Consider the following 22,074-nt stretch of genomic DNA (forward strand, 5'->3'; position numbering starts at 1 on the left):
TCTAGTTGTGCTGTCCAGGGAGGTTGGTCGAGATTGTGTGACGACACGATCTGACGATCAAGGTCTGATGTCGTGAACGGGTGAAGGCCTCCGGCTGTGGAGTGGAGCTGTCGAGGAACCACTTCCGCTAGCAGGAGGCCTTCATGTCCCACGCTAATGCCGCGTTGACCCCGCGTGCCCGATTGCGGCTGGCGCGTCTGGTCGTGGAACAGGGCTGGTCACCCGCACGAGCGGCGGAACGCTACGACGTGTCCTGGCGGACCGCGAAACGCTGGGCGGACCGCTACCGCGAGCAGGGTGCTGAGGGCATGCAGGACCGCTCGTCACGGCCGCACCACAGCCCGGCCCGCACGCCACGTCCCACGGTGCGCAAGATCGTGCATCTACGGTGGAAACAGCGACTCGGCCCGGTCCAGATCGGGGGCCGTCTCGGCATGCCGGCGTCCACTGTTCATGCGGTGCTGACCCGCTGCCGACTCAACCGGCTCTCCCACATAGACCGCGTTACCGGCGAACCGATCCGCCGTTACGAACACGACCGGCCCGGCGCGATGCTGCACGTGGACGTCACCAAATACGGCAACATCCCCGACGGCGGCGGCTGGCGCTACCTCGGCCCCCTCCAAGGCCGCCGCAACCGGGAAGCGACCGCCCGACGCACCGGAGCCCGCAGCAAGATCTACACACCTCAGGTGGGTACCGCGTTCGTGCACACCGTCATCGACGACCACTCCCGCGTCGCCTACGCCGAAATCCACACCGATGAGAAAGCCGCCACCGCGATCGGCGTACTACGCAACGCCGTCGCTTGGTTCGCCCAGCGCGGCGTCACCGTCGAACGCGTGTTGTCGGACAACGGATCGGCATATAAGTCCTACGCCTGGCGCGACGCCTGCACCGAACTCGGTATCCGGCCGAAAAAGACCCGGCCCTACCGGCCCCAGACCAACGGCAAGGTCGAACGCTTCCACCGCACCCTCAACGACGGCTGGGCCTACGCCCGCTTCTACAACAGCGAACAGGCCCGCAGGAAAGCCCTACCCGCCTTCCTGCACCATTACAACCACCACCGGCCCCACACCGCCACCGGCGGCCTACCACCCATCACCCGATTGACCAACGTCCCCGGACAGCACATCTAGTGCGGCCACGACATCGTTGGTGCGGGAGGCCTCGACAGCAACCAAGTGACCTTCGACCCTGCGCTGCCAATCTATAGCTGAGCGTGACCGGTTTCGCCAGTAGGCGACCGCTGACTCTGCCTCGTCCGCCCTGCGGCGGGCGGCAGTGACGCGACCGACATTCATTGCCGTCAGCATCCGCCCGAGCTGGTTCTGATGGGAGACCGCGTTGTCCAAGTCCAGCTGCGCCCGCCGCAACTCCGTCAGGGCGCCCTCCAGCCGCGCCATCACAGCGCGGTTGTCCAGGTCGGCCCGTGTTACGGCATTTTTCGCCTCTGCCACATCGTGGTTCAGTTGCCCTGTTGTCCTGTTGAGTTCGGTGTTCGCGGCGTCGAGAGCGCTCGCGGCGGTCGCGGCTACCCGCATCGCCGCCTGCCAGCTCCGCGCGAGCGGGGGCAGCGGCTCGAGTATCGGACGAGCCGTCGCGATCAAGGCATCGTGGATGCGGACGGCTCGGCTCAGCGTGCTGGCGGCAGCATCGACGCGAGCTGTCGCCGACTCCGTCGCCCCATTCAGGGTGGCAAACTCCTGATCGGCCCTGACTCGGCTGAGTTCGAGGCGTTCGGCGGCCGCCGCGAGCGCGACCCGCGTGTGGGCCAAGGCAGTCGCCTGACGGCGTTTGTCCGCGATGGCGGAGATCGCTCGCCGGGCGTCCTGGATGCGCACCTCAACCTGAGCCAAGCTTTCGGCCCACTGTGGGTCGCGGGCGCCCTTCTCGGGTCGGACGACGAGGCCCGTGAGACCAGCTCCGACATTGGGCTCGAGGTAGTCACGGACAGACTCGTGCACCCGGTCGTCGTCCCAGGTGATGCGTAGCGGCCGGACGCCGGGCTTGTGCCCGATCCTGCCCAGAACCTCGTCGACAGCGACATGAGTCGGCGCCAGAAGCAGCACCCGCTCGCCCCGTGCCGTCAACTGTCTGACGATCTCACAGATGACCTCGGTCTTGCCTGTTCCCGGCGGACCCTGCACCAGAAACGCGTGCGGGGTCGAGACCGCACCGGCGACAGCTCGCCGCTGCTCATCGTTCAGAGGCACGCTGCTGTCGCTGTCGTCGCAGAAGAACCGCTGGGGCAACGCGATTGACTCATGGGCAGTCAGGCTCTGGGGCTGGCACATCAGGCGGGCCAGATCGTCCCAAGAACCCTCCACCTCGCCATTGAGAAAGCTTTTGAGCGCCAGTGCGTTCTGGCGCATCCCGAACGGTTTGACGAGATTGACGATCACTTCGGTCCCGCGCTTGGGCGACCAGTGACCGGTTTGCCGGACCGCGAGTCGCCCGGCGCGGACTCGTTGGACGCTGGTGTTCACCGTGACGCCGCTTGGGGCGGTGATCGTCACCCGTCGGCGGTCGAAGTCGGCCAGGTCCGTGGCGGGCTTGACATCGACGACCACCGTGCCCGCTCCGTCGATGCCCTCCTCAACGGAGAGAACGATGCCCGAGACGGTTTGCTCGGCGGCTTCCGGACGCTGCTCAACGATCTCCAAGAGCCGCTTCAGTCGGCCGTACTCCAGGTGGACCGCGCGTTTGAGCTGTTCGGAAGCGGGCGCTCCGACGCGGCCCTCGTGAATCTGACGCCACTGTTCCAGCTGCCTGAGCAGGTCCTCCATGTCGAAGGCCAGCTCGCGATAGTTCGGCTCAAAGGAGACGACGGCCGGCACGATGCGGTCATACCGGCGAGGCATCGAGGACGTCACCTCGATGGCCGTCACCTCGGCCAGCCAGGCTCCCGCCGACTGACCTTTACGACGCCGAACCCGGGCCTCGAATCGGGAGCCGCCGAGCCGATAGGTTTGAGGACCCTGTTGTCCCGATGAACGGTATCGGACGATCCAGATTCCGCCGACCATGTCGTCTCGCACTTGGTCCAGCGTGGTGCCATCCGGTAAGGCAAACTTCTGTTGCGTGGACAGCAGGATCTCCGCGATCCGCATGGGCGGCGGGTGACCGGTGTTCGGTTGACCAGGCTCGAGTAGGGGCGGTGCCATCAAATCTCGCTGACGAACCGTAGCGTCTCGATACGCTCGGTGATGTTCTGGTCTGGTGCGTGGATTTGCCAAAAGCACCGCATCAAGGCACGGGCCCGTCCGCTGAGCTGAACACTCTGATCCATTGACACCGATGCGGTGCCATGGGCGAGAACCGACCGGTTACGGGTGTCGACGACACCACGCATGCTGTTGATAGCGGACAGCGTCGTCCAACCGATCCGCTTCAACACCGCGTCGTCCTTGAGATACAGCAGGAGCATCGCGTCCATCAGTGCGATCTTGCGTGGCAGGGTGTGCGTCGGTTCCCCATACACCTCGGTGGTCAACACGGCATACCGGGCCGCCAAGTCGTCCACGTCACCCAGCTTGGCGTAGTCGGGCTCGACCGGGTCGAGCCCGAACTCACTGGAAAGCCGTTCCTCGAACGCCTTCTCGATGCTTCGGTAGTAGAGAAGCGCGGCGAAGTCATGACGGCCCTGGGCCCGATAGTGTTCGCCCAGAAGGAAGAAGTTGAGCAGCATCGTCGGCCCGTCCCGGCCCGCGAGCGCCTCCGCGAACTCCAGTTGGTTCGTAATCCTTCGCGCGACGGGGACAGCGAGCGCCATCCGGTTCTCACGCAAGTGATCCCGAACGCGAACAATCAGATCCGGCAAACCGTCGACGTCGAGGTTGCACCAGGCCTCGTACAGGGCGGCGAAGTCGCGGAGGAACCGCACCCGGGTCGGCTCGGCGATCGAATCGCTCAGCTTCTCGAACAGCGCATGCGCGCCGGAATACACGCCGCTGCCGAACATGGCCATCGCGGCGGTCAGGTCCTTGTCCCCGAACAGTGCCGTCGGATTCGGTAGCACACACAGCCGTTCGCTGCCGGGAAGGGCCTGGCGGATCTCGGGGTCAAAGGTGCTGTCGATGTAGCACATCGGAAGGTCCAACTGGGAAGCGGCCAGCGCCGCACCAGCGCTCATCGCCTTCTTCCCACCGGTGATGTCGATGATCACCCGTGGCGGCCGCCCAGCAGCCAGCAGGGAGCGGACCTCTTTCAGCACGATGTCATAAATGCTGGTCGGATCGACGGGATCGCAGGTTACATGCCGGATCTCGGAAAACTTAATCTTGCCAGCGAGCTTTTCCCAGATCGCGTCGATCGTCTTCTTGGTGCCCTCCGACGTGATGATCAAGATCCTCGCCGGCCGGGTCAGCGCGAAGGCGAGGAGCGTCGTCTCCGGGGAGAACCCAGAAAGGCTGATCAGCAGATCGACTGCTGGCCGCTCGACGTCCGTGGAGTTGGCTCGTGCGACTTCGACTGCTTCATCGTAGATCTCGGCCAGCCGGAAGGACTGGGCCTGCTCGGCCGCCGTGCCCTCGCCATACTCCTCCTCGCCGCGGAAGATCCGCCGCATGCGAGAGTGCTTCTCATCCAAGCTCCCCATAGGAAAGACATTCTATCGACGGCGCGGTATTTGTGCGCGCCGCATCTCCCGGCGCCCCTCCCTACCCCCCATGCATGGCTGGATGATCTGAGCTGACGCAAGCCGACTCACCCCCTGTGGGCCAGGGTGAGTTGAGGCCAGCGGTTCATAGCAAGTCCGCCGGACAGGGCGAGTTCAGGATCGAGAGCGTCGACTGCTGCTGCTGACATGGTCGTGGCCCAGGATGGGGTCATGAGTCGTAAGAAGGGGCGCGTTCGGGCGGTCCGCCGGCCCGCCCGAACTTCACGCCGGGGCAGAAGCTGGACCTGCTGACCCGCTACGAGCAGGCCGTGGGGGCCGGCGAGAGCGGGGCGTTCTTGCGGCGGGAGGGCTTGTACTCGTCGTTGATGACCGAGTGGCGCCGGGCTCGTGACGCCGGGCTGTTGCTGGGCAAACCCACTGGCGAGACCGTCGGGCGGCCCAGCGCGGAGCAGGCCGAGATCGCCCGACTGCGACGCGAACTGCAGCTGGTGCACGCGAAGCTGGCGCGCACGGAGATCGCGTTGACGATCATGGGAAAATCGCGAGAGCTCTTGGAGGGCATCTCCGGGAGCGAGCCGGACGATCCGGACGTGTTCGGGCCCGGCAAGCCCTGATGGCCTGCCTTCATGAGCTGACCAGCGTGAAGATCACGACACGGCAGGCGAAACGGCTGAACGGGATCGCCCGGTCCAGCGCCGATCGCGACCGGCGACGCCCGACACCAGCCCGTCCGGCGCGACGCCCACCGGCGAACGCGTTGTCGGGCCTCGAGCGTAAGCACGTTCTGCACGTGTTGAACGGCGCGGAGTTCGTCGAGGCGGCGCCGACGCAGGTCCACGCGGCGCTGCTGAAACAGGGGCGTCTACGAGGGCTCGATCGCCACCATGTACCGGCTGCTGCGCGAGCACGAGCAGGTCCGCGAACGTCGCTGGCAGGCCCGGCAACCCGGACACGCCTCGAACTGGTCGCCGACGCCCCAGGGTAGGTCTATAGCTCTGACATCACAAACTCGCCGGACCGGTCAAGGGCGGCTACTTCGAAGCGTACGTCATGATCGACATCCACTCCCGGTACATCGTCGGCGGACCGGTGCACGCCCGCGAATCAGGCCCGCTCGCCGAGAACATGATGCGCGAGGTGTTCGGCGCCAACGGCGTCTCAAACATGGTCCAAGCCGACCAGGTCGCCTCGATGGCTTCGAAATCGGTCGCTGACCTGCTCAAAGACCTTCAGGTCACCCGCTCGCACTCCCGGCCGAAAATCTCAAACGACAACCCGTACTCCGCGGCCTGGTTCAAGACGCTGAAGTACGCGCCGGTCTTCCCGGACCGCTTCGCGTCCCTCGCTGACGCCCGGCCTTCATGGCTGAGTTCGTAACCTGGTACAACCATGCTCACCGGCACTCCGAGATCGGCCTGCACACCCCCGCCGACGTCCACCACGGCCGCCACCACCTGGTCCGCGCCGGACGAGAGGAGACCCTCGCCGCGGACCCGGAACGGTTCGGCACCGGCCGGCCACTACCCACGCTCCTTGAGTTGCCCGAGGTCCACCATCTGAGGTCACCGGTATTGTCGCGCAGAATGACGTTCCCACCGGGATGGACGACTGAAGAGGACTCTTCGCGCTGCTCCCCCAGCCGGTCGGTAGGCCGCCGGGTCAGATTGACCGGTGGCTCCGCACCGGTCGGCCCCCCGATCAGGCAAAGCGGCATAAAGGTCAGCCCCCGGAAGTCGCTGCCACCGGGAGTGCAGAAACCGACAGTCCGCAAAGACACCTATCTTGATCTTCTTACTCCTAGTAGCGTCGTCAGTGCTCTGAGTGTTTGACCTGAGATCAGGAGCTGGCGTGACTGATTCCGGAAGCCGAGTAGAACTCAACGGCACACAGCGCGCCGTTCTCTTCGCTCTCCTGACCGGCCCTGGCGAACAAACCAACCGGGAACTCCGCCAGCGCGTGGGGCTCGGCCTGACCGGGCGGGACCGCCTCGGCCTGAAGAACGCCGGCCTCATCGAGAGTGAGATGGTTGGCAACGCATACGTTCACACTCTCTCGCCGGACGGAGCAGATCACTGTTTGGCGGCTCTTGATCCTGGCGCAGGTCCAGCGGAGCGTGTCCTCTTTGCGCTAATCGCCGACCTGAGTGAACACCTGAACAGCACCGACTATGTGCTGGCCAAGGCGGTCCGCACCATCCTGCATGGAGGATCGATCCAGTACGACCTCGAAACTCACATCGGGACTGCCTACAGTCAAGCCGCCGATGGGCGAAGTGAATCCTTCGTACGGTTGACCGAACTTCGTCCGCTACTCCCACGAGGCCTCGACCGCGGCGCCGTCGATGAGGCTCTCCGGCAGATGTACCGGGACCACAAGATCAATCTGGTACCGATCGCCGACAACGCCTCGATCACTGCCGACGATCGTGCGGCGGCTCTTGACATAGGCGGCGAGGAGAAGCATCGGATCTCCATGCAGCGCTCATGACGATGGAACTCGCCGCGCTCAAGGCGCTGAGATTTGATCATGTCGTCACTGAGGATGACGTCTGGAACAACGACCTCAGTTGTCACGTGGACGGATTACATCCCGGCGTTGAGGCCGCCGTCCAAGAGAATCTAGACGCGTTACGGGCGGACGGACACCACAGCTCGACCGGCATGGTCGTCGAGGGAGAGCTCGGCGTCGGCAAGACCCAGACGCTGAAGTGGACGCAGATCCAGACGCAACGCCGTGGCGGCTACTTCTTCCTTCTCTACGCCATCGAACGAGGGGTCCCATTCCACACTCAGCTACTCCGCTCCCTCCGGCTGGATCTGGAAGAAACCCGGTCCGGACAGCGGGCGCAAGCCTCCCGCTTTGTTGACGATCTCGCGAAGCGACTCAAGGTCGCACCTCTCACCGACGTCGGCAACGGCTCACGGAGCCTGCCGCGGGTCGCGGTCGAAGCAATCGTGTCCGCGCTTCCGGAGCATGACACCCGGCTCGGCAGCGAGTACCAGGACACCCTGCGCGCACTGATCCTTCTCGCGTCCCCGGCACCGAACGACCGCAAGGTCGGAAGTGTCTATCTCCAGGGTGGCCAGATCAATGAGACGGCTCGCCGGCGCTGGGGATTCCAGACACCGGTCAAGTCTCCCAGCGTTCTGATCTCCGAGATCACCCGGCTACTTGCCCTGTCGGGACCGGTGGTCGTCGCCGTAGATCAGATCGATGCTCTGGTCAAGACGATGTCCTCATCGCCTCAAGCCGCGAATGTCCGAGAGCAGGTCATAGACCTCGGACATGGGCTGATGGACCTGCACAGCCGATCACGCCGAACGCTGATCATCGTCTCGTGCCTACCCGACTCTTGGGAAGCCCTGGTCGGCACTATGGTCAACTCGTTCGCCGACAGGTTCTGGCGAACGCAGCAGCTCCGGAACATCCCGGATCCCGAGATCGCCGAGCGTCTCGTCGCCCAGCGGTTCGCCATCGACTACAGACGCATCGGCTTCCATCCCGACTACGGAACCTGGCCGGTGCACCCGAGCGCGTTCCGGACATCAACGGACTACACCGCGCGGCGGCTCATCGACCGGATCCGGCACCACGTCAAGGGATGCCTGAACACCGGGATCCCCTCCGAGCTGTTCGACTTCGCCGGAGAGCGGCGTGGTGGGCAGTCACCGAGCGCACTTCAAACCGAGTTCGAAAAGCTCGCTGCCGCAGCCGACGTGGAGACAATCCTCGGAACGCGGTCCGAGGACAGAGTTATGCCGCTGCTATTGGGCGCCGCCCTCGATGCTTGGATCCGCGAACACCCCACCAGAGCCGACCGCTTCGTCCGGCTCGAGGTCAAACCGGAACGCCCAGCCGCACTGCACGCGCTACTCACGTCAAAGTCCAACGCGTCGGCGTGGCACTTTCGCGTAGTTACGTCGGTAAGCCCGCAGCCCACGACAGTTCGCATCAAGGCGGCCATGGACGGCTTCGCCGGCTCGGCTGACAGCCGACTGTATCTTATTAAAGCAAAGCCATGGCCGACCGGATCCCCTGTCGCCTCCGCACGGCGAGCATTACGAGACGCCGGCGGGATCGAAGTGGACCTTGACGACGCGGACGTGCGGACTTTCGAGGCCCTCCGTCAGCTCATGAACCGTAGGCCGGATGGCCTCGAAGAATGGCTGCGGTCACATCAGCCCGCGGGCAAGACCAAACTCTTGAGGCAAATCCTCACAGACGTGTGAGGTTCAACGTCTCCTCCGCGACATTCACGCCTCTGGTCTGATATCCGCAGCTGGTGATGGCTCGGCCCATGGCATTGGTACGGGATTGCCAGTAGCCGTTGGAGCGTCGGGCCACCGGCCGCAATTCCGCGCCGAGAATCGTCTCGATCTCAGAAAAGACCAGTTGAATCACGGGTTCGTTCCTGGACTCAAGGTATTTGATCAGTGGCTGGAGATCCTGCTCATCCTGCAGGATGTCAACGACCTCGTCCGGGATGCGGAATCCACTGGTGCGAACGTCATCCGGATAGAGCGCCTCCAGAATGGATTTGACGCCGACCGGCACCGAACCCTCATCCTGCAACTCAAGTGTTATCCGGGTCGTCGGCCTGGTAAAACCCCTCAGCATCCGGCTGCTGTCGTAACCGCATATTTCGTACACCGCCGCGCGATCGATGGTGCCGCCCAGCCAGGCCGCCTCCTCGATGACCGCGGCCTGTGGAAGCCCTTCGTGACGAAGCCGGGAGAGAAGTTCGTTGACCCCATCCGGCGACCACAGATTTTCCCCCTTGAACGCCACCCGCTCCGCATCCTGTGCAGAGTCCGGGCTGACCAGGACGCTCAGCGCCGTTTTGGAACGTTTGAGCAGGTCAGGCGCTCTCAGAAGGTAGAGCCGGCGGCCTCCACTGTGCTTTCGGAACTCCTCCACCATCTCGAGCCGGGGACCGAGGACAGAGCTGCCTTTCCGCCACCACCAGTCTTCCTTCTGGTCGTTGGTGACGATGAGTAGGTCTTTACCCAGGTCTGCTGCATGGAGGACCGCCTGCCAGTAGACGAGGTAGTCTCCGGCAGCCCCCTCGGCCTGCAGGTCGGCCTTCTCTGCGTCAAGATAGCCCGGCGGCTGCTTCGCCGAGACTCGACGCTTGCCCTCGTCCACCATCGCCGACCAATCACTCTCGTCCGGCTTTGGCAGGACTTTGCCTTTCAAGAGAGTGCCTAGCCTCGTGAGCACGGTGTCCTGGTCGCTGGGCGTGTCCGGGGAAATGCGGTCCGGGATCACCTGGATCGCCCTCGTCTCGATCGAATCGAGGGCCTCCTTGAGATCCTCACGGAGATGCACCAGCAGTGGTTCATCCATGGCAACCTGCTGAGCCCAGCGACCGAGGGCACCATCGGCATTGGACCGGCTCTTCTCCAGCGCATCGCGCAGCTCTTTCAGGGCCACGCCGGGATTGCTGATGACCGACAGCCTGTTGCGATGGAACTCGACCAAAGACTGGTGCGGGACGACAAGACGGTCGCCGAGAGCCTCCAAAACGCTCAGGACGTCCGTTACCGTCTGCGCGTTGTACCGATAGAGACTCAGCATCACATTGGCATCGAGGGCCACCATAGCGGTCGCCAATGCACGGTCGATGTCCTCACCACTGGGTAGGTAGTAGCCCTCGAAACCATCGAACAATCCAGGCACCCGGACCTCCAAACGGCCAGACCGTACCCAATAGGTAACAGCTTCGGCAATCCTGAACAAGGCTTCCGGCGAATGCACGACAAAGACCGAACAGGCCTCGCCGATTCCCCTCAGGCCGATCCGAGGGCGTCGGTCACCGCTCGGACCAGGTTCTCGAAGCGCTGAGTACGTCGATCGCTGCGAGCCGCAGACGTGTTCGCGGTACCGCGATCTGCCGGTGGCGCCACCGCGCCCCGGCCACAATCGGTGCGGGAGTCGAGTCCGACCTCACTTACCCGGCGTTCAGCACCAGGCCGGAGTCGGTGCGCAACCCTCCACGCGCTGCACCGCGACGTGCTCCGAGTGAGAATTGCTCAGCGTCGGAACCCACGCCGTCCGTCTCGTCGTGTCGCGTTCAGGAACGGTCGAAACCATGCCGCCGGGCGGTAGTCACCCATCCCGGAACCGCGGTTCGCCTCGGCCTCAGGGTCCTCGATACCGTCGAGCTGCTCGTCGAACAGCTGCAGAATGTCGTCGTCCTGCAGCACCAGATCAAAGAGCAGATCCCAGTCGTAGTCATCGGTATGCTCCGGCAGGCCGGCCAGCATGACCGGTGAAGCACCCCAGCCGTCCTGCGCCGCGCTCTGAGCGGAGCGCAGCATGAGGTGCATCGCCATCTCCTCGCCCGGACACGTCGGCGACGGCACCCGTCCCGACGCCAAGTCCTCCGCCAGGTCGTCGAACGCCCGCGCGGCCTGCCGCCGCCACACGGCGTCCTGGCTCCAGGTGATGCGCGGGTAGTCACCGAACAGCGCCCAGCCGTCGTCCTCCACGACGGGGTCGTCACCGTGCTGCTGAACGTCGTCGTAGGCGAAGTCAGCGTCGATCTGCGCGACTGACCACAGCATCGCCGCCGTCCGCGGCGTCAGCTGCACACCGGAGCACGCCTCGCAGTCGTCGCCGCCGCACTGACAGGCAGCGAACAGCACGGCAAAGTCAGGGCTCGGCTTCCGCTCGTTGACGCCGTCGCCGTTGACGACTTCGTGTGTCGAGCCGACGACCATCACGCCCGCGCCGGCTTCGACAATCGCGTCTTCATTGGTGAGCCAGCTCAGAGCCGCCGCCATGTCGCCGCGGACGTCGGCGCTTTCCGCCGCCCGGATCTCCTCAACGCTGTGGTCGGCATCGGCCACGAACTCAGCGACGGCGACACGGCGCAAAGCCTCGGCCTCCAGGGCCTGGGCGTCCGTGACTTCCACCGTCACCTTGGCATTAATCGTCAACCGCCGCACCTGTCGGTCCATCCGCGCAGCATAAAGCCACCCCAACCTCGGCATTCCTGACTGTCACCCAACGAGTAGTCAGTGACCTGCGATGAGGAGGTCGGCGATGTGGTTGGTGGCTTGTAGCCGACGTGTGGCGCTGACCCGGGTGTAATAGCGCATCAGGGTGGCCGGGTCGTGACCCAGCCGTTCCGCAACCTCATGAATGCCGAACCCGGCGTCGAGCAGATTCGACGCGATCAGATGCCGGATCTGGTGCGGACCGAGCGGCCGGACACCCGCCGCGACAGCGATCTGGTTGAACCGGCCGGTGACGTTGTCCGGCCGTAGATGCCGGCCCGTACGGCCGGTGAACACGTACCGCGACGCCCGGCCCGACGCCGCTCCCCCGGTCAAACCCGTGAGGGTGTCGTCGTCCAAGATCAGCGTGCGAAAACCGTTCGGCGACTTTGGCGGCTTCACCCGCACACGGCTACCCGGGTCCTCGACAACGATCTGCCGGCGCACCTTCAATGCGCCCTGGTCCAGCTCCAAATCGCCGTACCTCAAACCGCACAGCTCACCACGCCGTAGACCCGCGACCATCAGCAGCCGCCACATCGGGTACAACCGTTCACCCCGAACGTGATCGCTGAACCGCTGCGCTTCCGCGAGCGTCCAGACCGGCCGCTCATCGTCGCTCTCCCGCGGCTTGTGAGCACCCAGATCTCGGCCGACCTGCTCCCGGAACGCCTTGTCCAGAATCAAATGCAAGGTCCGCAACGTGCTGCGCGAGTAGCCGACAGCCTCCAACTCCCGGTAGGCGCGCTCAACCATCCGAGCGCTGAGCCGCGACGCCCGCACACCACCCACGTACGGGAAGATCAAACCGAACAACCACAGGTAGCCGTACACCGTGTTGGGCTCGAGCTCCTGCTGACGGGCAAGCACCCACCCCTGGCAGATCTCCCGCACCGGATCACTCAAACGCGGCTGCCGATGCAGCGCGTCACGCTGCCGGCATAGCCGCTCGTACTCGGCCAGCGCCGCCTTCTCGTGGACGAAGCCGGTCCGCCGCGCCTGCCGCCTGATCCCGCTGTCATCACGTCCCAGCTCCAGCCGGAACCCGAACAGCCCTGTCACCTGATCCTGCACGATCGCCTCAGGCATCACCATGACCCACACCTCGATCCGCCACGTGACTCCCCCGCGACGAGAAGAGCCTTCACCTCCCCATGAAGGAAGGCAGCACCCCGCATTGGCAACAGGTCCAGCAGCGCATGTCCCTCGACCGGGGCACCAGCACCGACCGAACGAGCGAAGATCACCGTACGGGCGTTCGTGTAACACAGGTGTCACGATCATCCATCATGGACAGCGGTGCCAAACGCCAGGCGACCTGATTCGGTCATGTCAGCAGTCAGCGAACTTTGGCAGGTTTCACCTGGTCAGCGGCATGCAGGAGGATCAACGCCTCGCACCCAGCGCCGTCGTTGATCAAGTCGTAGCCTGCGAACGTAGGACCGAGAGAACAACCCGTACGACCGTACGGGTAAAATCAAGTGTCACGCGACGCGCCGAAGATTTAGGCCAGTAAATGAAAAAGGCCAGCTGAGCTGGCCTTTCACAAAGTCGGGCTGACAGGATTTGAACCTGCGACCCCTTGACCCCCAGGCCGTTAGAGTAGACGTTTCCGCACGTCAAACGCGATGCGGACCGTTTCCCCGCATGTCAAGTGTGCGGCTCCGGGCATGAGTATGCACAGCGTGTGGTCCCCAAACGGTCCCCCATGTTCTCCGTCCGTATCTCAGCACGGGATGCAGCGCGGGGGCACCCGGATGGACGTTTGAGTTACGATCGCGTGCCTCGCTCGCACCTCGGCCGTCAGTGGTGGAATCCTTGCCGAGCATCCCCCAGTCCCAGACGACGACAGCGAACCCGCCCGCCCCCGCCCCTAAATCCCGCGGGCAGACACATCTCGGATCTTCCTCTGGATATGACGATCTGAACTTGCGTAACTGGTCACCCCGACTGCCACCTGCAAGGTGATCAAACTTCGAGATGCCCGGACGCAAGGACGGCTGTGCGGGGCTCACAGCTGGACACGGCCGCGTTTGGGACCGCGTCAGGTGTCGTGCCCCTGTCGTAGGGTCTGCCCGTGACGCTCGCCGACATCACCGCTCCAGCCGTACACAGCGCAATCGCCGAGTTCGACCGTCTCGGCCGAGACGAGTTTCTCCGGATGACGGGCTTCGCTCGCTCGCGCCTCTACTACCTAGAGCACGGCGGGCGACTTTACGACTCCAAGGCTGTCGTGGGCCACGCACATCAGATAAGCACAGGCAGCGCACTCGCGGCAGGCAACTTCAGCGGAGGCGAGAGGACAGTCCTCCCCCGCCTTGAAGCGCTTGGGTTCACCGTTCGCTACATACCTCGTCAAGACTGGACCCGCGACGAGATCATCCTCGCCTCGGCACTGATCGAGCCGAACGGGTGGCGCCCCCTTGACCGTATCCACCCAGAAGTCATCGAGCTATCTAAGCTGCTTCAAGGTCGCTCCCTCTACCTGCTTGACCAGCGCGGCCCCGACTTCCGAACACCGTCCAGCGTTCATCGCAAGATGGCTGACATCGCTACCTCGCACCCGGAGTACACAGGCCGCGCCACCAACGGGAACCGTATCGATCGCCAGGTTCTCCTCGACTTCCTCGACCAGCCGGCAGAGATGCACGCTCGAGCCAGAGCGATACGAGCCGCACTCTGGGCCGAGGATCCCGGAGAACCGCTTCCCGATGCCGACGTAGATGACCCCACTGCCAACGAGGGCGGTGTCCTACTTCGTCAGCACCTTCGCCGCGAGCGAGACCCGAGGATGCGGAAGGCCAAGATTGCGCAGATTAAGAGGGCAGGTCTCGCCGTAGCGTGCGAGGTCTGCGACTTCGACTTCAGCAAGACCTACGGACCCCACGGTGCTGACTACATAGAGTGCCACCACCGTACGCCACTGCACGTCAGCGGGCCGACGAAAACCAGACTGCAAGATCTAGCGCTACTGTGCTCCAACTGTCATCGCATGATCCACCGCGCCAAGTCATGGCTCACCGTTGACGAACTCCACGGCATCGTTGCGGCCCGGAGGTAAGGGAGAAAGTTATGGCGGAGGATGCACTTCAAGAGTCGATACGCGCACACTGGCGCTCCCGTGAGACTTTTTCTTCCGGAGGAGGACCGAACTCACGGCGAAGCCCCTTCGAAAATTTGCTTATAAACATGCTGGTCGAACATGGCGTGCACCGTGAAGCGATACATCTAGGCATGTCTTTCAAGCTTCCCGGCGGCTACCAGCCGACCACGCGAAAGTGGGATTTGCTTGTCATTGAGGACGAGCTTCCGGTTGCCGCTATTGAGATTTGGTGCATGAGCGGCGGCGCAATTGGCAAAAATTTACGCAGTCGCCAGGATGACATTCTGGCCGCCGTAGCCGATGTTAATCGAGCATACCGCTCCTCCCAGGCGCAAGCCGTAAAACCGCTTCTCGGAATGTTCCTAGTCATGGAAGACACCATCGACACAGCACGGCCGTACCGCCGGACGATCGCTGGTGAAATCGAGGAAGCCCCGTCTATTCAAGACCGAATGCAGGAATTCCTGAGGAGGATCGCGCAAGACGGTCTCTATGACGCCATTTGCTTCGTTACAACAAGCGCTCCGCCAAACTTCACCGTTAAGGAGCCAGCTCAAGCTTTAGGCTTCGCTCGATTTTCTCGCACCGTGGCCGACCGAATCGAAAGAATCCGAAGTGCGGATGAGGATGCAGTCGCCCTAGGTAGGATGCTCGCGGAGCGCGAAGACATCGATGACCTTTTATCAGGCATCACTTCAACCCCGCGCGGACTTTCGGCAGCCGAAGCCTCACTTATTCAGCGGCGACGTCACTTAGTCGCCGAACTGCAACGGCTTGCGCTCGACCCAGCGAGCAATGAGACGACAATGCAGGCTGCCATCGGCAAGAATTACTGGCTTTTCGGCGGCCAGTACATCGGCATGGCTGACCGTAGCATCGTCGCCCACGACCAATACGACATTCCTCTAATTAGCGCCGACAATAGCTTGCACATCGTCGAGCTTAAAGGGCCGGAGAGTAAACTCGTCAAAGACCATCGCGGTAGCCTCATCGTCGCGAACCAGGTCCATGAGGCCGCAAGCCAGTGCCTGAATTACCTGCAGGCACTCGACGAGACCGGCGCTAGCCTGCAGGCGCAACGCCTCAGGGACGGCCGGCCTGCCTACGACTTGGGGCGCAGCCGAGCAACTGTAATAATTGGCCATCCCGAACGTGCAGCAACAACAAAAGTGAGCCGCATACGAATTGAACAGGCGATCCGAGCCTACAACGCCCACCTGTCACGCATTCAGGTGCTTACCTACGCTGACCTGCTGGACGGCGCGGAACGCGCGTTGCGCTTTGAAGAGGATGGCACAACCTAGTTGGACGAGCGCCTGAGAGCCATGCTCGACTGAGACCGCAGGAGGACCAATGATCTTGAGAATGACAGTAGAGCTTCCGCTTGTGGTCTACCTGCCTAAGATTGGCAGAGAGTGGCGGCCAATAGAACTGGAGCATCGAGGCGTCGCGGTAATTATTTATCCTCCGCACAAATCGAGACTAGAGCCGAGATCTCTCTACGGCGAGGAGGCGCTGCCCTTATCGCGGCAGCCCTTTCAACTTATCGCGGCCGATCCACAACCCGAGGATTACCACGCCAGATACCGAGAAGGCCCGGTAATTGCTACAGACGCTCTCGTGGTCGAACTGCGCCGGGACCAATTCGAGACCGATAAGGGATTAGAAAACATAGAGTTAGCATTCGAAGCGCTAAATGTATGGCTCGAAAATTTGAGGCTAGTGACTCATGCCAATGAACTTCTTCCGCTTGCTCATACGCGGTCTGGCCGATGGCTAGCTGAATATCTTGATGACAATGGCTCCCCGGCTTTCCCAGACCGTCCCCCAGGCTTCGGTGCACCGCATGACTTGAAAGCCATGAACATAACCCCAGAGGTATGGGAACGCCTAAGAAATCGAGGGAAGGTTGATCCGGGAGCCGCAGCCGCCGCCAACCTACTGATGGATGCTCGCAGAATTTCGAGCCACATCGGCGCTTCAATTGTCCTCGCCTACACCGCGGTAGAAACTAGAATCGAATCAGCGCTTGATGCTTTAGCCAAGCTTCACAGTATAGATGATGATCTGTGGGAATGGATTAATGGACGAAGCGACTTTCGGGCCCGCCCCTCCACCGAGGAAAGGTGGGATACTCTACTTAAGGCGATTGGTGGAACTAGCCTCAAGTCAACCGAGCGCCTTTGGGTTGCCTTCAAGGAGCTTAGGCGAGCGCGTAACTCATTTGCGCACTCAGGCGTTCCAGTGATTGGCAACACCGTAGTAGGTCATGAAAAGGCTTTTGAACTTATAAGCCTCGCAGCGGAGATTGTAGGCTGGATTGAGGATCAGCTCCCGACAAAGAACCGCAAACCTTTGATCGAACCTATTGAGGGTTTTGTTCACACATTTACGCTTTAAGGTTTGGTACGTCAGTTTCGTCGATGGCATCGATTTAGCAGTTGGCTCGGTGACCGGGGCGACCACATACCTCGTGGCGTCTGGTGGGCAGAAGCCGACGATGGCGGAGGCTGACGACTAGAGACTTAGGGCGGCAGGACGGCAAGGCGGCGGTTGGCCGGTTGGCTCGCCAGCCTGCAACCGCAGCACCGATCACCGGGCACTTACACACGCGACTAGAGTGCGCGCGCCATGCCCTGAAATTCGGTAAAGTCCATCCCGTGACCGACCAGACGCAGCTCCAGAGCACCGTCGACAGCGACGTTGAAGATCCGGAACAGAGCTTCCAGGACGAAGCATCCGAGGTTGTCGACTCAGAATCAGAAACCGTTGAAACAAACCCTATTAGGGCAGAGGATTCTTTACGGTACTTTGGCGCCGACTTCGACGTGGACGGTCTTGTAAAACGCCTAGAAAACGGCACCTTCCTGATCCCTACGTTCGACCCTCTAATCGCCGACGACATCGCCGATTTCGAAGGCTTCCAGCGCGGTTTGGTCTGGAAGAAAAAGCAAATGGATCGGTTCATTGAATCTATTCTTCTCGGCTACCCAGTGCCAGGCATCTTTTTAGTAGAGCTAACAGACCGCCGTTACCTAGTCCTGGATGGCCAGCAGCGAATGACCACGCTTCACGCGTTTAAGAATGGCCAATACCGGTCCACGCAAGGGTTGAGCAAGTTTTCTCTCCGATATGTCGGTGACGAATTCAAGGGCCACACGTATGAAAATCTTGATCCTAAATCCAAGAGAGTGTTTGACAATACTTTCATTCAGGCCACGATTATCGTACCAAAAGGCGCGGAAGGCAAGCGCGGCGTTTACTCGCTTTTCGAGAGAATCAACAGCGGCGGAACCAATCTAAAACCCCAGCAAATTCGTGTCGCACTATATGCCGGCGCTACCGTAAATTTTGTAAGGAAACTCAATCGCGATTCTAATTGGCGTGAGATCTTTGGCCCTCACAATAGAGACCTGAAGGATCACGAACTAATCTTGCGAGCTATTGCCCTCCTTCCGGTGGCTAGAGGCAACAAAGTTTTTAGGCCGCCGATGGCTCGATACCTTAATGACTTTTTGGAAGTCCACCAAGGACAGCTACCTCCCGATTCAGCGGGAATTTCGGAGCGTTTCGCACGCGCCACCTTGTTGTTAAACGAATCTCGTGGACGCGATGCTCTTCGAATCCGCGGAACACAAGTCAATGCGGCTCACACCGACGCAGTTCTGGTCGGTTTGATGACTGCCCTTGCGAACGATACTGACTTGAGCGGCAATGCGGTCGGCGACGCACTATCACGACTGATTAAAGATCCGGATTATCAGTCCGCAATTGCCGAAAGTACATCACATAGCGACCAAGTTAGTCTCCGCATTAAGCTTGCGACCCAAGCATTCCAAGGAAACTCCGTTGCCGACTAGCAGAACCCTTGCAAGGCAGACGGTGCTGCGGATGAAGTCGGACCTCGACGACACGTATAGACGGTATCAGGAAGCCCTTCACGACCTAGATCCTGCATTGCAAGAGGATCTTCACAGATATATTTGCATTCGCTTTTCGGGGTATCTTGAGAGGCTGCTCTACGAAGCGGTCCACGGCTACTTAGGTGATTCGCGGGACGAGGCCGTGCGAAACTTCGGTGCATCTTTCTTCAAAAAGGCCCCTAACTTAAACCCAGAGGCCTTGGGAAGTCTTGTCGGCAGGTTCGGCCAGACTTGGTCTGCCGAGATAAAGGACTTTCTAGATATTGAGCCACGACGAAACTCTCTCGGCAGAATGATTGATATCCGCAACAAGACTGCCCACGGTGAAGATTACGGCGGGTCGCGATTGAATGTAGCAACATACAAGGATCTAGTTGATGACCTACATTCGTGGATAACTGAAAGGCTTCTGAGCTAGCAACCGCTTACAAGGCTGATTGGTTTGTAGACGCGACTGCATCGTTGCCGCGAATCCGACCGTCGCCAACACGAGCGTTCCCGGACTGCGCTGCCCCCGCTCAAGGTCGTTCCTGGCCCCGAGGTGCTCACAACTTCAGCAAGCAGCTGTAAGCACCTCGGGGCCAGGGGATGGTACCGAGCACCGCCGTCAGCCCGCGCGCAGCCGCGCGGCTCGCTCGATCGGAGAGAATGAGTTGGTGACGACGACAGCGCAACCTGACCCCGAGGCCGAATGGTGGACGACGAAGGACGTAGCTGCGTACCTCGGCATCGAGCCGGGCGCCGTCAGCTCCTACCGGAAGCGGGGCCAGATGCCCGCGCCAGATCAAACCATCGGCAGCCGTACGCACCTGTGGAAGCCGAGCCGGATTACGGCATGGCAGGAGTCCCGGGCTCGTCCAGGTGTCGGCGGCCGGCCGCGCGGCGGCGACAAGCCAGCGCGGGCGGATCACGAGGAGATCGAGACGCCTGAGCCGGATGACGACAGCCGGTGGATCGTGCACGGCCGCCGGGCTCTCTACGAGAGCGAATGGATCAAGCTTTACAAGACCGATGTTGAGCTGCCCGACGGTCAGCGCTTCGAACATCACACCGTCTGGATGCCTGCGGCGGCGATGACGGCTCTGCTGAACGATGACCTCACGCACGTGCTCTTGATGTGGCGGCACCGGTTCGTTCCAGACGTGTGGAACTGGGAGTTGCCCGGCGGCTTGGTCGACGAAGGTGAGGAGCCAGCCCAGACGGCGGCTCGGGAAATCGAAGAGGAGACGGGCTACCGCCCTCGCAGCATCGAGCATTTGGTGACGTTTGAGCCGATGATCGGCATGGTCAGCAACCCGCATCATGTGTTCATCGGCCGAGGGGCAGAGCGGATCAGCGAGCCCACCGAGAAGACCGAGATGCAGCGCATGGAGTGGGTGCCTTTAACCCAAGTCCCGAAGCTCATCACGCAGGGACAGGTGAGCAACTCCGGCAGCCTGGTCGCCCTGCTGCACGTCCTTGCACTCAGCGGCCCGACTGCCCCTCGCCGCTCATGACCAGTTGGGCAATGCGCCGACGCTGACGCGCCGATGAAGCCCGCGCCGCTAGGGCCTCGGCTGCGCGGGCTTCGGTTCGGGCTTCATCGTGCTGGCCACGCACGGAGTAGGCCAACGCTAGATCACAGCGAAGCCCTGCTGCGGCCCGCGTAAAAGTTGGATCAAGGTGTTCCACGGATTCGGTCAGCTCCTGTATGGCCTCCGTCTTGCCGAGGCGGGCGAGGCAGTGCCCGCGCCAGCGTGCGAGATGCACATCGTTGAGGAACAGAAACGGCAGGCCATCATCCTGCGTTGGCAGAGCACGACCGGCCTCATCAAGCGCATCCTGTGCAGGCCCGGCTGCACCGCATGCCGCAAGCGCCTCAGCCTCGGCAGCCCAGAGCCACGATCGGAGCGTCGCGGGAACACGGCCGTCGGCCTCCGTCCGGGCGTGCCGGACCAACGCCACGGCGTCCGAGGCGCGGCCCGAGTCGAGCAGCGCGTATGCCTGTTGTGCGGTTACGTGGGCGATGATCGAACGGTCGCCGCTCTCTCGCGCCGCAGACTTGGCGGTCTCATGGTGACTCCACGCCTTATGCGAGTCGCCAATATCGAGGGCCTGCCAACCAGCCAATGCAGACGCCTCAGCCAGGGCCGCTGCCAGGGTGGCACGATGCGTGCCCGGCAGCGCGTATCGCCAAAGGTCTGTCATTTGATCAACGTGCGCCTCTGTTTGTTGCAGAGTTCTCGCCGCTCCTAGCTGCCGGTCGAGCGCGCGAAACGAGTCCGTTTGTGTCTCCAGCAGCGCAATGAGGGACGCATCGAGAGTCGCAGCGGCACTCAGCCGGTCCACGAGATCCGTACCGTCCGCCGTCGGCGCAGCGGTGGCTGTTCCTGGCCGGCCTATGGCGAACGGCACGCCGAACACCTCGGCGAAGAGGTCGGCATACTCCGGCGACAGACCGCGTCGCCCGTGGACCCACTCACGGATCATCCGCTTCAAGCTGGTGTCATCCGGCAAGAGTCCGCGGTTCGTGCGCCGTGCGGCGGCTCGCAGTTCGAGCATGAGGCGAGCACGGTTCTTCCATCCTCGCTGGTCACACAAACGCGGCAAGTCGGTTGCGTCCATCATCGACGACCCCCGGTGATCGGTACCTCACGATGCGTTCGAGGCAATCATGGCAGCTCGGCGCTCAGGGGGATGAGTCCCCCTGAGTCCCTGGCGTCCTCTGACCAAAGCAGCTACCGGCAGACAAAGCTTGGTGCAACGCAGCGCTACCCCACAAGCGAGAACTTCGATTGAGCAGAAGCTCATATTGCCAAGTACTAACTTAGTTAGTACTGTAACGCCTACAACTCCACAGCGGCGGTGTTGACCGAACCGCGAACGACGAACCGGTCAGGCGCCCTACCTCCCGCTGGGAAGCGGGGAACGGCCAAGAAGGCGCCAGCAGTAAGCGACAGGTCTAGGCCCCGCTCAGTGGCCAGAAAAGCACTGGCTGTCCCGTATCCGCCGTCATCGGCGGTGGACATGCGATGAGGCGACCGGCGTACATCCCGCGATGCACTGCGGATGGTGGGCGACGGCGTGAGCGCGTGACGGCGGACAAGTAGACCTAGCTCGACTCGAACGGCCTGCCCGAAGGCCGAGTTTGACGCGTTCCGGGTGGGCCGGCCGCCGTGATGGCGGTCGGTCCACCGGGCGTTCTTCGCACCACATCCCCTAGTTCTCCGATCAAGCCAGGAGGCGTGGTTGCCGTGGCTGCTATCGCTTCGATGATTCGCATCACCGCACGTCAGAGCGCCGTCTGGCGCATGTGTGGCGGCTGCACGGCCCTCGGGCCGCTCGCGCCGGACGAGACCAAGTGCGCGGACTGCCGGGCCGAGCCGCAGCGCCCTCGGCGCCACCGGCTGCCGCGGGCCGCCTGACCGGAAGGACTTCCCGACT

The 22,074-nt window shown here is 62.4% G+C and carries 15 protein-coding genes and 1 pseudogene; 10 read left to right on the forward strand and 6 right to left on the reverse strand.

The genetic code is table 11. From position 1 onward, the window contains the following. The first annotated feature begins 143 nt into the window (after positions 1-143). The gene (locus TFC3_RS20075; RefSeq protein ID WP_067502164.1) at positions 144-1,142 is read left to right on the forward strand and encodes an IS481 family transposase; all 999 of its coding nucleotides are present in this window, start codon (positions 144-146) and stop codon (positions 1,140-1,142) included. On the opposite strand, the gene TFC3_RS20080 is transcribed toward TFC3_RS20075, so the two are convergent. Beyond that, positions 1,095-3,116, reverse strand: a complete 2,022-nt coding sequence (locus TFC3_RS20080; protein ID WP_067502167.1) for an AAA domain-containing protein — start codon at positions 3,114-3,116, stop codon at positions 1,095-1,097. The two genes, TFC3_RS20075 and TFC3_RS20080, sit on opposite strands and share 48 nt — an antisense overlap. A 53-nt stretch (positions 3,117-3,169) precedes the next feature. After that, a complete protein-coding gene (locus tag TFC3_RS20085; protein WP_067502168.1) occupies positions 3,170-4,573 on the reverse strand; it encodes a hypothetical protein in 1,404 nt (467 codons plus the stop codon). A gap of 275 nt (positions 4,574-4,848) precedes the next feature. On the opposite strand from TFC3_RS20085, the pseudogene TFC3_RS37190 reads away from it, so the two are divergent. The 3 genes and pseudogenes from TFC3_RS37190 to TFC3_RS20105 all read left to right on the forward strand — a co-directional run. Then, a pseudogene (locus TFC3_RS37190) lies at positions 4,849-6,192 on the forward strand (transposase); the annotation flags it as partial. Positions 6,193-6,472: 280 nt separating this feature from the next. Then, the gene (locus TFC3_RS20100) at positions 6,473-7,111 is read left to right on the forward strand and encodes a hypothetical protein (protein ID WP_153040312.1); all 639 of its coding nucleotides are present in this window, start codon (positions 6,473-6,475) and stop codon (positions 7,109-7,111) included. After that, entirely contained in the window at positions 7,108-8,853 is a 1,746-nt protein-coding gene (locus TFC3_RS20105; RefSeq protein ID WP_067502173.1) for a hypothetical protein, read from the forward strand. The genes TFC3_RS20100 and TFC3_RS20105 overlap by 4 nt, the downstream gene beginning before the upstream one ends. Here the strand turns inward: TFC3_RS20105 and TFC3_RS20110 are convergent. From TFC3_RS20110 to TFC3_RS20120, 3 genes are all read right to left on the reverse strand, one after another. Beyond that, on the reverse strand, positions 8,840-10,381 hold the full coding sequence (locus TFC3_RS20110; protein WP_153040313.1) for a PIN-like domain-containing protein: 1,542 nt from the start codon (positions 10,379-10,381) through the stop codon (positions 8,840-8,842). The two genes, TFC3_RS20105 and TFC3_RS20110, sit on opposite strands and share 14 nt — an antisense overlap. 275 nt (positions 10,382-10,656) lie before the next feature. Then, the gene (locus TFC3_RS20115; RefSeq protein ID WP_067502179.1) at positions 10,657-11,586 is read right to left on the reverse strand and encodes a hypothetical protein; all 930 of its coding nucleotides are present in this window, start codon (positions 11,584-11,586) and stop codon (positions 10,657-10,659) included. A gap of 57 nt (positions 11,587-11,643) precedes the next feature. Beyond that, positions 11,644-12,720, reverse strand: coding sequence for a site-specific integrase (locus TFC3_RS20120; RefSeq protein ID WP_082772496.1), 1,077 nt, complete (start codon positions 12,718-12,720; stop codon positions 11,644-11,646). Positions 12,721-13,702: 982 nt separating this feature from the next. Between TFC3_RS20120 and TFC3_RS20125 the strand changes: the two genes are divergently transcribed. From TFC3_RS20125 to TFC3_RS39480, 6 genes are all read left to right on the forward strand, one after another. After that, entirely contained in the window at positions 13,703-14,686 is a 984-nt protein-coding gene (locus TFC3_RS20125) for an HNH endonuclease (RefSeq protein WP_067502185.1), read from the forward strand. Between the two features lie 11 nt (positions 14,687-14,697). Next, complete coding sequence (locus TFC3_RS36040; RefSeq protein WP_082772185.1) at positions 14,698-16,032, forward strand: Shedu anti-phage system protein SduA domain-containing protein; 1,335 nt, start codon at positions 14,698-14,700, stop codon at positions 16,030-16,032. A 61-nt stretch (positions 16,033-16,093) separates the two neighbouring features. Further along, positions 16,094-17,128, forward strand: coding sequence for a hypothetical protein (locus tag TFC3_RS37195; protein ID WP_153040314.1), 1,035 nt, complete (start codon positions 16,094-16,096; stop codon positions 17,126-17,128). Positions 17,129-17,388: 260 nt separating this feature from the next. Then, positions 17,389-18,588, forward strand: coding sequence for a DUF262 domain-containing protein (locus tag TFC3_RS36045; protein ID WP_161952644.1), 1,200 nt, complete (start codon positions 17,389-17,391; stop codon positions 18,586-18,588). A 31-nt stretch (positions 18,589-18,619) separates the two neighbouring features. After that, a complete protein-coding gene (locus TFC3_RS37200; RefSeq protein WP_153040315.1) occupies positions 18,620-19,069 on the forward strand; it encodes a HEPN domain-containing protein in 450 nt (149 codons plus the stop codon). A 238-nt stretch (positions 19,070-19,307) separates the two neighbouring features. Further along, on the forward strand, positions 19,308-20,147 hold the full coding sequence (locus TFC3_RS39480; protein ID WP_236718224.1) for an NUDIX domain-containing protein: 840 nt from the start codon (positions 19,308-19,310) through the stop codon (positions 20,145-20,147). On the opposite strand, the gene TFC3_RS20140 is transcribed toward TFC3_RS39480, so the two are convergent. After that, complete coding sequence (locus TFC3_RS20140; protein WP_067507123.1) at positions 20,116-21,255, reverse strand: hypothetical protein; 1,140 nt, start codon at positions 21,253-21,255, stop codon at positions 20,116-20,118. The two genes, TFC3_RS39480 and TFC3_RS20140, sit on opposite strands and share 32 nt — an antisense overlap. Positions 21,256-22,074: the final 819 nt, after the last annotated feature.

The sequence above is a fragment of the Actinoplanes sp. TFC3 genome, assembly GCF_001553785.1.
Classification (GTDB): Bacteria; Actinomycetota; Actinomycetes; order Mycobacteriales; family Micromonosporaceae; genus Actinoplanes.

Excerpts from the sequence above, each read along its gene's own strand:
- TFC3_RS20115 (WP_067502179.1), bottom strand. The coding sequence starts at position 11,586 with ATGGACCGACAGGTGCGGCGGTTGACGATTAATGCCAAGGTGACGGTG.
- TFC3_RS20085 (WP_067502168.1), bottom strand. The coding sequence starts at position 4,573 with ATGCGGCGGATCTTCCGCGGCGAGGAGGAGTATGGCGAGGGCACGGCG.
- TFC3_RS20080 (WP_067502167.1), bottom strand. The coding sequence starts at position 3,116 with ATGCGGATCGCGGAGATCCTGCTGTCCACGCAACAGAAGTTTGCCTTA.
- TFC3_RS36040 (WP_082772185.1), top strand. The coding sequence starts at position 14,698 with ATGGCGGAGGATGCACTTCAAGAGTCGATACGCGCACACTGGCGCTCC.
- TFC3_RS37200 (WP_153040315.1), top strand. The coding sequence starts at position 18,620 with ATGAAGTCGGACCTCGACGACACGTATAGACGGTATCAGGAAGCCCTT.
- TFC3_RS20075 (WP_067502164.1), top strand. The coding sequence starts at position 144 with ATGTCCCACGCTAATGCCGCGTTGACCCCGCGTGCCCGATTGCGGCTG.
- TFC3_RS20120 (WP_082772496.1), bottom strand. The coding sequence starts at position 12,720 with ATGGTGATGCCTGAGGCGATCGTGCAGGATCAGGTGACAGGGCTGTTC.
- TFC3_RS20140 (WP_067507123.1), bottom strand. The coding sequence starts at position 21,255 with ATGGACGCAACCGACTTGCCGCGTTTGTGTGACCAGCGAGGATGGAAG.
- TFC3_RS37195 (WP_153040314.1), top strand. The coding sequence starts at position 16,094 with ATGACAGTAGAGCTTCCGCTTGTGGTCTACCTGCCTAAGATTGGCAGA.
- TFC3_RS20105 (WP_067502173.1), top strand. The coding sequence starts at position 7,108 with ATGACGATGGAACTCGCCGCGCTCAAGGCGCTGAGATTTGATCATGTC.